The 11,557-nt window shown below is 44.9% G+C and carries 11 protein-coding genes; 5 read left to right on the forward strand and 6 right to left on the reverse strand.

Annotated elements, in window-relative coordinates; translation table 11 throughout:
• Nucleotides 1-106: 106 nt before the first annotated feature.
• The 5 genes from rplS to V7Q33_RS10050 all read right to left on the reverse strand — a co-directional run bounded on the left by rplS (nt 107) and on the right by V7Q33_RS10050 (nt 2,850).
• Complete coding sequence (gene rplS / locus V7Q33_RS10030; protein WP_331981925.1) at nt 107-460, reverse strand: 50S ribosomal protein L19; 354 nt, start codon at nt 458-460, stop codon at nt 107-109.
• 108 nt (nt 461-568) lie between these two features.
• On the reverse strand, nt 569-1,243 hold the full coding sequence (gene trmD, locus V7Q33_RS10035; RefSeq protein WP_331981928.1) for a tRNA (guanosine(37)-N1)-methyltransferase TrmD: 675 nt from the start codon (nt 1,241-1,243) through the stop codon (nt 569-571).
• A gap of 30 nt (nt 1,244-1,273) precedes the next feature.
• Nucleotides 1,274-1,789: a ribosome maturation factor RimM gene (gene rimM, locus V7Q33_RS10040; protein WP_331981931.1), complete on the reverse strand. Its 516-nt coding sequence runs from the start codon at nt 1,787-1,789 to the stop codon at nt 1,274-1,276.
• 72 nt (nt 1,790-1,861) lie between these two features.
• Nucleotides 1,862-2,389, reverse strand: coding sequence for a 30S ribosomal protein S16 (locus V7Q33_RS10045; RefSeq protein ID WP_331981934.1), 528 nt, complete (start codon nt 2,387-2,389; stop codon nt 1,862-1,864).
• A gap of 119 nt (nt 2,390-2,508) precedes the next feature.
• Nucleotides 2,509-2,850, reverse strand: a complete 342-nt coding sequence (locus V7Q33_RS10050) for a hypothetical protein (protein ID WP_333819754.1) — start codon at nt 2,848-2,850, stop codon at nt 2,509-2,511.
• A 389-nt stretch (nt 2,851-3,239) separates the two neighbouring features.
• Between V7Q33_RS10050 and V7Q33_RS10055 the strand changes: the two genes are divergently transcribed.
• The 5 genes from V7Q33_RS10055 to lpdA all read left to right on the forward strand — a co-directional run bounded on the left by V7Q33_RS10055 (nt 3,240) and on the right by lpdA (nt 10,195).
• Nucleotides 3,240-5,978 carry a 2-oxoglutarate dehydrogenase E1 component gene (locus V7Q33_RS10055; protein WP_333819755.1) on the forward strand — a complete coding sequence of 913 codons (2,739 nt, stop codon included), beginning with the start codon at nt 3,240-3,242 and terminating at the stop codon, nt 5,976-5,978.
• A gap of 113 nt (nt 5,979-6,091) precedes the next feature.
• Nucleotides 6,092-7,615: a 2-oxoglutarate dehydrogenase complex dihydrolipoyllysine-residue succinyltransferase gene (odhB, locus tag V7Q33_RS10060; RefSeq protein WP_333819756.1), complete on the forward strand. Its 1,524-nt coding sequence runs from the start codon at nt 6,092-6,094 to the stop codon at nt 7,613-7,615.
• 16 nt (nt 7,616-7,631) lie between these two features.
• On the forward strand, nt 7,632-8,084 hold the full coding sequence (locus V7Q33_RS10065) for a DUF6452 family protein (RefSeq protein WP_333819757.1): 453 nt from the start codon (nt 7,632-7,634) through the stop codon (nt 8,082-8,084).
• Complete coding sequence (locus V7Q33_RS10070) at nt 8,077-8,778, forward strand: hypothetical protein (RefSeq protein ID WP_331983456.1); 702 nt, start codon at nt 8,077-8,079, stop codon at nt 8,776-8,778. Before V7Q33_RS10065 ends, V7Q33_RS10070 begins: the two co-directional genes overlap by 8 nt.
• A gap of 16 nt (nt 8,779-8,794) precedes the next feature.
• Nucleotides 8,795-10,195, forward strand: coding sequence for a dihydrolipoyl dehydrogenase (gene lpdA / locus V7Q33_RS10075; protein WP_331983454.1), 1,401 nt, complete (start codon nt 8,795-8,797; stop codon nt 10,193-10,195).
• Nucleotides 10,196-10,350: 155 nt separating this feature from the next.
• Here the strand turns inward: lpdA and V7Q33_RS10080 are convergent, their stop codons facing one another.
• Nucleotides 10,351-11,511, reverse strand: a complete 1,161-nt coding sequence (locus V7Q33_RS10080; protein ID WP_331983452.1) for a lipoprotein N-acyltransferase Lnb domain-containing protein — start codon at nt 11,509-11,511, stop codon at nt 10,351-10,353.
• Nucleotides 11,512-11,557: the final 46 nt, after the last annotated feature.

Consider the following 11,557-nt stretch of genomic DNA (forward strand, 5'->3'; position numbering starts at 1 on the left):
TTTTCGATGTTCAATCACTTGTTGGCTCCAAAGATTAAACGGTAAAAATGGAAAAAGCCATCCCGAAATTCGGAATGGCCTTCTATACTTTTGAGCGCGGTAACGCTTAGAGTTTTTCTTTGATACGGGCAGCCTTACCTTGACGGCCTTTCATATAGTACAGTTTCGCTCTGCGAACTTTACCTTGCTTGATCAATTCAATTTTATCGATAGTGGGAGATACGATCGGGAAGATACGCTCTACACCTACACCGTTAGATACTTTACGCACTGTGAAAGTCTCGCCGTTTGTACCGGTTCCTCTGCGTTGAATTACAGTGCCCTGGAATTGCTGCACACGTTCTTTGTTACCTTCTTTTATTTTCACGTGAACGTTGATCGTATCACCAGGATTGAAGCTGGGAAGAGATTCACGAACTTTAGCAAATTCCTGCTCAACTACTTTAATTAAGTCTGCCATAACTCGATGGTTTTGAAAATGGACTGCAAATGTATGGAAAGAATTGAGAAATTCAGAAGTCTGCCAGAAGATTTACGCGATTAATTATCAAAGCTTTGAATTTTGAGCCTATTGCAACAATTCCGGTCTGCGCTGGCGTGTTCGTTCCAGTGATTTATCGTGACGCCACTCTTCAATTTTAGATGAATGGCCCGACAGCAGCACATCCGGCACCTTCCAGCCCTTGTATTCTGCAGGCCGTGTATATACGGGTGGAGCAATAAGATTATCCTGAAACGAATCGCTTAGTGCAGAAGTCTCGTCCGAGAGCACGCCCGGGAGAAGCCGGATCACCGCGTCTGACACCACAGCTGCTGCCAGTTCTCCACCCGACAGAACATAATCACCAATGCTGATCTCGCGGGTGATCAGGTGCTCGCGTACTCGCTCATCCACGCCTTTGTAGTGCCCGCAGAGAATGATCAGGTTCTTCTTTAGACTCAGTTCATTCGCAATAGCCTGCGAAAAACGCTGGCCATCCGGACTCATATAGATAATGTCATCGTAGCTACGCTGTGATTTAAGATCTGTAATACAATTGTCTATAGGCTCGATCATCATTACCATACCGGCACCGCCACCAAAAGCATAATCATCAGTAGTGCGATGCTTGTTGGTAGAATACTGTCGCAGGTCTATAACATTTACTGTAACAAGACCTTTTGCCTGGGCTCTCTTTAAAATAGAATCCGAGAACGGGCTCTCAATCAATCGCGGCAATGTTGTAATAATGTCGATGTGCATGACTATATATAGTATAGACGAATCTGCTCGTCAAATATCCAAAAAACCTTCAGGAAGATCGACACTGATCTTCTTTTTAGACTTATTCACACTGATGATGAACGGACTGTTGATGGGTATCAGCACTTCTTTTTCATGATGCATCAATACCAGCAACCGGTTGGCTCCGGCCTGCATAACTTCCGTTACAAGGCCCAGGACTCCCAGCGTTTGATCAATCACTTCAAAATCTACCACCTCATCGTCATAAAATTCTCCCCGCGTAGATTTAGGTCGTGCAGTCTTTGGAAGATATATAGCCAGTTTGGAAATTTTTGCTGCTTCTTCCGGGGTATCAACATCTTCAAACTTTACAAATGCCTTGGCATCGCGCACCGATACGTGCTGAATAAAATAAGGCACCAGCCGCTCCTGGTTTGCCAGGAACACAGCATCTAATGTTGCAAAGTCGTTGGGAATATCTGCATCAATGGAAACAGTTACTTCTCCTTTTAGCCCGTGAGGTTTCAGAACCAATCCGATCTTATAGCAGGCGTCAATATTCATGGTTGGTATATATAAAAATAAATGCCGGTCCTGAAAGGTTCAGAACCGGCACATACATTAATTTCAGGTTTCTTAAGCCTGCTGTTCTTCCGTTGCAGGAGCTTCGCCTTCTGCTGCAGGAGCAGCGGCTGCGGCAGAAGCAGCAGCTTCAGCTTTCTTGCGAATAGCTTCAGCACGGGCTTCTTTAACTTTTGTTTCTGCTTCTTTACGAGCTTTGAGATCAGCTTGTTTGGCTTGTGAAAGCTTGCTGCGTTTCTCTTCGATCTTAGCATCCTTACCTTTCAGCCAGTCAGCTAATTTGGCATCTGCCTGCTCTTGAGTAAGGGCGCCTTTGAGAACACCGATCTGGAGGTGTTTCTTCAGAAGAATACCACGGTATGAAAGCATAGCTTTTACCGTGTCGCTCGGTTGCGCACCGTTCATTACCCAATGAAAAGCGCGATCGTCCTTAAGGTCAATCGTAGCAGGGTTTGTGAGCGGATTGTATGTACCGATCTTTTCAATGAACCGTCCATCGCGTGGAGCTCTGGCGTCAGCAACGACTACATCGAACATCGCCAGTTTCTTGCGGCCTCTGCGGGCCAATCTGATTTTAACCATTTCTTTGTTAGAATTTTAAAATTGTGGAACTCGTCCCGATTTTTAAAGGTCGCAAAGTTAATGGATTTTTTTGGCCCGGCAATCGCCCCGGTCATTTCTTAGGTACAAACTGCCAGCTTTTAGTGCATGGCTTTATTAATAGCCGATAACTTCTGGAACCACTGGTTCAATGTGCTTTCCTGGCCATCCAGTTCTACAACAACAGAAATTGTGTTGCTTTTTTCTTTACGGTTGGCATACGATAAAAGCGGTTCCTGAACGCCACTCGTTTGAAAAAGCGAGAAAAAATCAAAATTCAGCACTTTACTGATTCTTTCAAGCTGGTCTGTTTTAATCTCACTTCGTTCAAAAATGTCATAAACATTACGTGAGCTTGTGTTTAGCCTTTTAGCAAATTCTGAAAGCTTAAGGCCAGATTCTTTGTATCGGGTTTCAATTTCCCGTCCTATATGCAATGCCATGGCGCAAAATTAGATCGCATCTTACATAACTGACAGGAATGTGTGTGTGATTTTTAAGCGCGTAAAGCGTGAAAATTTGGCGTATTGCATTATTATTACATCAAATTATGATACATAAATACAAACACGGAGGTGACATGAAAGATAAACCGCGATTATGAGCCCTTTAAAGTTTAAACAGACAAAGCTGAATTCATTCAGGCGAGCCAATCCATTCTATAAAACCTGATAAGCTTTCCCGTTCCAGCGGACAAAAGGCACTGCACATCCCCTGTGAGTGCCTTTCTTTGTTTTGCAAAGCTTTGAAACGAACAAATAATTGCCTACGCGATTTACCAGTTTTTTTATAATTAATGCCTTCTCTACATTTGTTCACTTTCTATAAAATCATGGACAAATATTCATACATCTCCAATGCAGACGTTGGCTATGTCGACCAACTGTATCAAAATTATAAAAATGATCCTGCCTCTGTTGACCTCACCTGGCAAAAGTTCTTTGAGGGATTTGATTTCTCTCAACAGCGCTATGGCGATAAGCCGGCAAACGGTAACGGTGCTCCGGTAACGGATTCCCTCTCTATTAAAGAAACACAGGTTCGCAACCTGATCTTTCAATATCGCTCGTTTGGTCATTTGAAATCGAATACCAACCCGGTGCGCGAAAGAAGAAATCACAACGTAAATCTCGATCACAAAAGCGTAGGTCTTACCGATGCTGATCTTGACACCGAGTTTGATGTGGCTGCTGAGATCGGCATGCCGCGCACTACACTGCGCAAAATCATCGAAAGACTGAATACAGTGTACCTCGGAACGATTGGCTTCGAGCATAACTTTATCCGTAATGATGACATTCGCGCGTGGCTGTATCATAAGATTGAGAAGGAGTACTATGCTTACAACCCGGCACAGGATGAGAAGAAAAGAATACTCAACAAACTTAATGAAGCGGTTGTATTCGAGAACTTCCTGCATACAAAATTCCTTGGGCAGAAACGCTTTTCTCTCGAAGGAGGAGAAAACACTATACCAGCCCTCAACACTATTATTAATGTAGCTGCCGAGCTGGATGTAAAAGAAGTGGTAATCGGTATGGCACACCGCGGCCGCCTCAACGTACTGGCCAACATTCTGGGTAAAACCTACGAGCAGATCTTTACTGAATTTGAAGGAAACGTAAGCCCTGAGAACCTTACCATGGGTGATGGTGATGTGAAATACCACCTGGGCTATTCAAGCCACATCAATACACCTTCTGGTAAAAAGATATATGTAAAGCTTACACCGAACCCTTCGCACCTGGAAGCAGTAGATCCGCTGGTGTTGGGTTATACGCGCGGGCAGATCGATGATGAATATAAAGGAGAACTCTCCAAAGGTATGGCGATCCTCATTCACGGCGATGCTGCTGTGGCAGGTCAGGGTATAGTATATGAAGTTGTACAGATGTCCGGATTGCCAGGCTATACCACGGGTGGTACCATTCACTTTGTGATTAACAACCAGGTTGGTTTCACCACCGATTATGATGATGCCCGTACCAGTATATATTGTACTGATATAGCAAAGATCGTAGATGCTCCTGTACTGCACGTAAATGGCGATGATGCCGAAGCGGTTAGCTTTGCCTCCAAGCTGGCGGTAGAGTATCGCATGAAGTTCGGAAAGGATATCTTCATCGATCTGCTGTGCTACAGAAGACATGGGCACAACGAAAGTGATGAGCCGAAATTCACACAGCCTAAACTATATAACATCATCGCGAAGCATCCGAATCCTCGCGAGATCTATGTGAAGAAGCTTATTGAACGTGGCGATGTAGATGCTGCTCTGGCAGATGAAATGGATAAGAATTTCCGTAATCAGCTTCAGGACAGACTCAACGAAGTAAAACAAAAGCCACTTCCCTATAAGCCACAGAAGATTGAGGAGGAGTGGGAGCAAATGCGCTGGGCGAAACCGGAAGATTTCGACAAATCTCCGGAAACAGGTGTAAAAGAAAGTGTGATTGAGAAAGTTGGTAAAGCCCTGATTAATATACCAGAAGGCTTCAAGCCACTGAAGCAGATTGAAAAATTGCTGAAAGACAGAACGACCGCTTTCTTCGAAGATAAGGTATTGGGCTGGGCAGAGGCTGAGTTGCTGGCATACGGATCATTGCTACTGGAAAAAACTCCGGTGCGTATGTCTGGTCAGGACGTAAAGCGCGGCACGTTCTCACACCGTCATGCTTACTTCTTCGATGCGAACACCAACGAGCCGTATTGCGGCCTGAATAATCTTGATAAGAGCCAGGCAAAATTCCACATCTATAACTCACTGCTTTCTGAATTTGGTGTATTGGGTTTTGAATATGGTTATGCCATGTCATCGCCTACAGCATTGGTGTTGTGGGAAGCGCAGTTTGGTGACTTCGTAAATGGAGCGCAGGTAATTATCGACCAATTTCTGTCCAGCGCCGAATCAAAATGGCAACGGATGAATGGTTTGGTAATGTTGCTGCCACACGGCTACGAAGGTCAGGGACCAGAGCACTCAAGCTGCCGTCCGGAGCGATTCCTGCAACTGGCTGCTGAATACAATATGGTGATTACGAACCCTACTACACCGGCAAACTTCTTCCACTTATTGAGAAGACAGGTGGCATGGCAGTTCCGTAAACCTTGTATTGTGTTCTCGCCGAAGTCATTGTTGCGTCACCCGGCTGTTATTTCTCCTCTGAAAGATTTCACCTCGGGTTCATTCTCGGAAGTGCTGGATGATAGCACTGTAACAGCGAAAGATGTTAACCGTGTAATTCTCTGCAGCGGCAAAATCTACTACGATCTGGTTGAAGCACAACAAAAGAGAAAAACAAAAGATACCGCGATTGTACGTCTCGAGCAGCTTCATCCATTCCCTGAAAAACAGTTGAAAGCAGTGCTCAAGAAGTATAAAGATGCCAAACTGGTATGGGCACAGGAAGAGCCTGCCAACATGGGAGCATATTCATACATTGTGCGCATGATGCCGAAATATGATCTGGAGTTTGTATCACGCAAGGCCAGCGCATCGCCGGCTACAGGATACCTCAAGGTACATAAGGTTGAACAGGAAAAGCTTGTGAATAAAGCTTTTGAAATTTAACGAACCGATAAAAGTATAAAGTGTTGAGATTTGCATGGGAAAGAATAACTTGATTGTGCAATCCCGACACTGAATATGATTTGACAATCCCATAAATCTAAATTTATAATTGAATGGCATTACAGATAAAAGTACCCGCAGTAGGCGAGTCGATCTCTGAAGTAACAATAGCAAACTGGTTAAAGAAAGATGGTGACACCGTTCAGCTTGATGAGGTGATCGCTGAGCTTGAGTCCGATAAAGCAACCTTTGAACTGACGGCGCAAAGTGCTGGTGTTCTTAAGATCGTAAAGCAACAAGGCACTACTGTACCGATTGGTGATGTAATCGCAGAGATCGAATCCAACGGACAGGCTGCTGCTGCAAAACCTGCTGCTACGCCTGCACCCGCTGCATCCGCACCTGCCGCTGCTCCAAAGGCAACCGGTGGTGTAAAAGAAATGAAAGTGCCTGCAGTAGGTGAATCGATTACGGAAGTAACGATCTCTACCTGGCTGAAGAAAGATGGCGACTTTGTAAACGTAGACGATATCATTGCAGAAGTAGAATCAGACAAAGCAACATTCGAGCTTCCAGCAGAAGCCAGCGGTATACTTCGCATAGTAGCGAAAGAAAAAGAAACACTTCCTATCGGTGGTTTGATCTGTCGCATTGAAGTAGCAGAAGGTGCACCCGTAAAACAGGAAACGGCTACACCTGCAGCCGCTATTGCCACAGCAGGTGCTGGTGATAAAACATACGCAGCGGGACATCCTTCACCTGCCGCTGCTAAAATTCTGGATGAAAAAGGAATAACCCCAGGCCAGGTGCAGGGTTCTGGTGTAGGCGGAAGAATTACCAAAGAAGATGCGCAGAAAGCGCAGAGTACACCGGCAAAAGCAGCCGAGTCTAAGCCCCAGGCACCATCAGCGCCTCCGGTAATTGCAACCGGTGGTAATCGCGGTGAGCGCAGAGAAAAAATGACTTCGCTGCGTAAAACCATTGCGAAGCGCCTCGTATCTGTGAAGAATGAAACGGCTATGCTCACCACGTTCAATGAGGTGGATATGAAGCCGGTAATGGACCTCCGTTCCAAGTATAAAGATCAGTTTAAGGAAAAGTATGGTGTGGGTCTTGGCTTCATGTCGTTCTTTACCAAAGCCATTTGCGTAGCTTTGAAAGATTTCCCTGCCGTAAATGCATCGATCGATAAAGATGAAATTGTATACCACGACTATTGCGATGTGTCGATAGCCGTTTCTACACCGAGAGGTTTGGTAGTGCCGGTAATTCGAAATGCAGAATCACTGTCGTTCAACCAGATTGAAAGTGAAGTGATACGTCTGGCAACACGCGGACGCGATGGTAAACTTTCTATCGAAGAGATGACGGGTGGTACATTCTCTATCACCAACGGTGGTGTGTTTGGTTCCATGCTTTCAACGCCGATCATCAACCCTCCGCAGTCTGCCATCCTGGGTATGCACAACATTGTGGAGCGTCCGGTAGTGAAGAATGGTGAGGTTGTAGTTCGCCCGATCATGTATGTAGCTTTATCATACGATCACCGCATTATTGACGGCCGCGAGTCTGTGAGCTTCCTGGTGCGCGTAAAAGAGTTACTGGAAGATCCGGGAAGACTGATACTGGGAGTATAATCAACCATTTCTTATCTTGACAAAAACAAAAGACATGAAGTATAAATTGTTCCGGGTACTGCTCAGTATAATTTGTATCTCATGTCTTTTTACATATTCAGGCTGTGTAGATGATTGTGAATCCGATAGCGAACCCAATCTCTCCATCCATTTCAGCAATTCGCACAATTACAAAACGATCTATGGTCTTCATGGTAAATTGAAGCTTCGGGCTCCGTTCGATAATCCGCAATGGATCTCGATTCCGATGTCTATTAAAGATGATTCTACTGTGGTGATCTTTGAAGCGACTGACAAAACGGATACGCTTACGCTTCACTATAGCCGCACGGTAAAGATGGAATCGGTTCGTTGTGGTTTCCGAATCTTCTTTGATGACTTCGCCATTGTAAAACCAACAACCTTTACAAGTGCTTCGGTTTCGTCTGAACTGTATAACGAGCAACTAGATATTAACATCAATGATTAAGCGACTGCTGCTGGTATCGGTTTTTCTGTCTGCTGTGATTGTAACGAGAGCACAGGAGCAACCATCCTCGCAGGGTGAGCCGCAACGATCGTATGATACACATCGTTTTTTTCTCGGTGTTGATCTGATGCGCACATTTCCGTTGGTATACAATCGTGGATATGTATTCGAACCATCCCTCATTTACAAAACCAGCGAACATACCGTTATTGATCTTGCTGTAGGGTTTAACGACATCCGCAAAGACAAGCTATACTCGAACGTTGCCTATGCCAATACAGGTCGTTACTATCGCATTGGTATAGGGCAATTTGTAGGCAGCCATCGCACACGCTTTAATGACTTTAACCTGCAGGGCGCATTGATATACAGCGATTTTACAGAGACGGGCACAATAACATTTGCCGGCGATAACTATGGTGACCTGACGGAGATAAAGAAGCAACGGAACAAACTTTATATACTGGAGTTTCAGCCCAACTATACACTGCCTATCTCGGAGCGATTTTCGTTTAACTTTCAGGTACGGATTAACTATGTTATAACAAAGCCTGATGAAAAGCTTTTCCCGGTATATTATGTTCCCGGTGCAGGTTATGTTCAATCGGCTGGCGACCGCGATGGTATACCCAATAGCAACAGCATAACCGGTGGAATCTCCATACGTGTAGTTTATAAATTTTTGGAATTATAATTTTTACTGATCTTATATGCAATACAACGTCATTGTTATTGGCTCCGGCCCTGGTGGATATGTAGCAGCGATCCGTTCTGCTCAACTTGGATTTAAAACAGCCATCATTGAGAAATATGATACATTGGGAGGTACTTGTCTGAATGTAGGATGTATACCTTCGAAAGCATTGCTCGATTCTTCCGAGCATTTTGCGAATGCAAAAGAGCATTTTGCCGAGCATGGTATAGATATACCGACACCGAAAGTAAACTTTACGCAAATGATAAAGCGGAAAGGCGATGTGGTGAAATCCAATGTAGATGGTATCGCTTTTCTGATGAAAAAGAACAAGATCGATGTTCACAAAGGCACAGGATCATTTGTTGACAAAAACACGATCAAGGTAACAGCGAAAGATGGTAAAGAAACCACGCTTACTGCCGATAAGGTAATTATAGCAACCGGCTCCAAGCCCACACCGCTTCCATTTGCTGCATTCGATAAAAAAAGAATCATATCCAGTACCGAAGCCCTCGAATTGAAAGAAGTACCGAAGCACCTGATTGTGATTGGCGGAGGTGTAATTGGTATGGAGCTGGGTTCTGTATATGCGCGTATCGGTTCCAAGGTAACGGTAGTTGAATTTCTCGATAGTCTTATTCCTACCATGGATGGTACGATGGGCAAAGAGCTTCAGCGCGTGGCAAAGAAGATGGGCATGGATATATACCTTGGTCATAAAGTTACTGCTGTTGAAAACACCGGCAACGAGGTAATCGTAAAAGCGGAGCCGAAAAATGGTGGCAATGCACTGGAATTGAAAGGCGACTACTGCCTGGTAAGCATAGGACGCAGACCCTATACCGATGGCCTTGGCCTGGAGAAAGTGGGTATTGAAACGGTGAAAGGACAGATTCCGGTAGATGACCACCTGAAAACAAAAGTGGATAATATATATGCCATTGGCGATGTGGTGCGTGGTGCTATGCTTGCACACAAAGCGGAGGAAGAAGGAGTATATGTAGCCGAGCAGCTTGCCGGCCAGAAGCCACACGTAAATTATCTGCTTATTCCCGGTGTAGTATATACCTGGCCGGAAGTAGCCAGCGTAGGATATACTGAAGAGCAATTGAAACAGGCAGGCAGAGCGTATAAAGCAGGAAGCTTCCCCTATAAAGCACTGGGTCGCGCCCGCGCCAGCATGGATACCGATGGATTAGTAAAAGTACTGGCCGATAAACAGACGGATGAAATATTAGGAGTGCATATTATAGGTGCCCGCGCTGCTGATATGATCGCTGCCGGTGTAACCGCAATGGAATTCCGGGCATCGGCAGAAGATGTAGCGCGCATGTCGCATGCACACCCTACCTATATGGAGGCCGTGAAGGAAGCATGTCTTGCTGCTACCGATAACAGGCCAATCCATCTATAAAAAGTAAGAAATTACTGGAACGGCAGGCAGTATAATCTACCGCCTGTCGTTTTTATTTTATATAAAGACCTCTATGAATGTTTTCAGCCCTGTAGCTGGTCTCGCTATCGTTGCAAGTTTCAGGCGATAACGAGGGACTGCAACCGTGCTTTAGTTTACGAAGCCTTCTGTAATCTATAGCGAATCAGCGCGCGACAGGCGATGGTCACTACGATCGGTATGAGCGAAATGTTTAATTTCTGGGGCAGGAAGGGCCACACCAGTAAAGTGATTACAGAAATTATACCGACTATCAGGCTATACTTTTTCAACCAGCCGGGCTGGCGTATCAATGCTATAGCAGCAACAATATTGGTTGGTAATGCCCACAGTATATTATAATTATAAGACGATTTGTGATCTGTAGCAAACCACAGAAAGATCAGCAATAACCCGATAAGGCCGGTGGCGGTAAATACCATAGCATCAAACCAGGTTGATAGCTTCTTTCGTCTCCAGTCTATCAATGTAAGGATAATGGCTATAAGTGCAACGGCCGAAAAAACATACAACGGATGTGGCAATCCCTTCGGATCATCTTCTGGTCGGGATTCATATACAATGCGTTTCTCTTTCACCAAAGGCACCGGTATACCGTTGTGTGTGATCGTGGCATGATCGAATCCTGATTCAACATAATCGGGTAGAAACATATACTCATAAGGCGAAGCTTTACGGTCTATCTCAGAGCCGAGGCACACATCGATGCCCAAATCGCCCCAGGGTTGTTTGGCAAGGTACAGATCGGTAAGTTCGCGAATGCTGTAAGATGTTTTTATATATGTGCCATCAAACTTTACACTGTCACCCAGCGTGCGCAGAATGACGCCCGGCATTTTAGTGGCACAGTTATCAAAGAAATAATCGTAGCGGTATTGCTCGTTCTCAGGCAATGCGTTCCATTGCAGGTACTCGTATACTTTCTGTTTTTGAGCAGGCGTGAGGTTGAGCACTTGCTCGTGGATATAGCGGTTGTAGTATATATACACATCGCGGAATCTCGGATATTCAAAAACACCCAGTTGATAGTACATGTATCCACGGGCAAAGTTGATGTAAAAATTAGGTTGATTAAAATTGAAAACACCGTAGTTATACGCCTCATCAATCTGTTGTGCCGGATCGTACACACGGAAAGCGCTGTGCCCGAAAGCCGAGTATAATTCTCCCTGCCACGGCCCGAAAGTAATTACCGAAATAACAGCCTGGTCGGAGAGCCGGGATTGTGCACAGATAACAGATGGGATACAAAAGAGCAGGAACAGAAATTTTTTCATGAGGAAACGAGTGGTTTTCAAAGCCATAAATGAATTTCGAAAGATA

Origin of the sequence: Ohtaekwangia sp. (assembly GCF_036786105.1) — a bacterium.
Lineage (GTDB): Bacteria > Bacteroidota > Bacteroidia > Cytophagales > Cyclobacteriaceae > Ohtaekwangia.

Excerpts from the sequence above, each read along its gene's own strand:
- rplS (WP_331981925.1), bottom strand. The coding sequence starts at position 460 with ATGGCAGACTTAATTAAAGTAGTTGAGCAGGAATTTGCTAAAGTTCGT.
- trmD (WP_331981928.1), bottom strand. The coding sequence starts at position 1,243 with ATGCACATCGACATTATTACAACATTGCCGCGATTGATTGAGAGCCCG.
- rimM (WP_331981931.1), bottom strand. The coding sequence starts at position 1,789 with ATGAATATTGACGCCTGCTATAAGATCGGATTGGTTCTGAAACCTCAC.
- V7Q33_RS10045 (WP_331981934.1), bottom strand. The coding sequence starts at position 2,389 with ATGGTTAAAATCAGATTGGCCCGCAGAGGCCGCAAGAAACTGGCGATG.
- V7Q33_RS10050 (WP_333819754.1), bottom strand. The coding sequence starts at position 2,850 with ATGGCATTGCATATAGGACGGGAAATTGAAACCCGATACAAAGAATCT.
- V7Q33_RS10055 (WP_333819755.1), top strand. The coding sequence starts at position 3,240 with ATGGACAAATATTCATACATCTCCAATGCAGACGTTGGCTATGTCGAC.
- odhB (WP_333819756.1), top strand. The coding sequence starts at position 6,092 with ATGGCATTACAGATAAAAGTACCCGCAGTAGGCGAGTCGATCTCTGAA.
- V7Q33_RS10070 (WP_331983456.1), top strand. The coding sequence starts at position 8,077 with ATGATTAAGCGACTGCTGCTGGTATCGGTTTTTCTGTCTGCTGTGATT.
- lpdA (WP_331983454.1), top strand. The coding sequence starts at position 8,795 with ATGCAATACAACGTCATTGTTATTGGCTCCGGCCCTGGTGGATATGTA.
- V7Q33_RS10080 (WP_331983452.1), bottom strand. The coding sequence starts at position 11,511 with ATGAAAAAATTTCTGTTCCTGCTCTTTTGTATCCCATCTGTTATCTGT.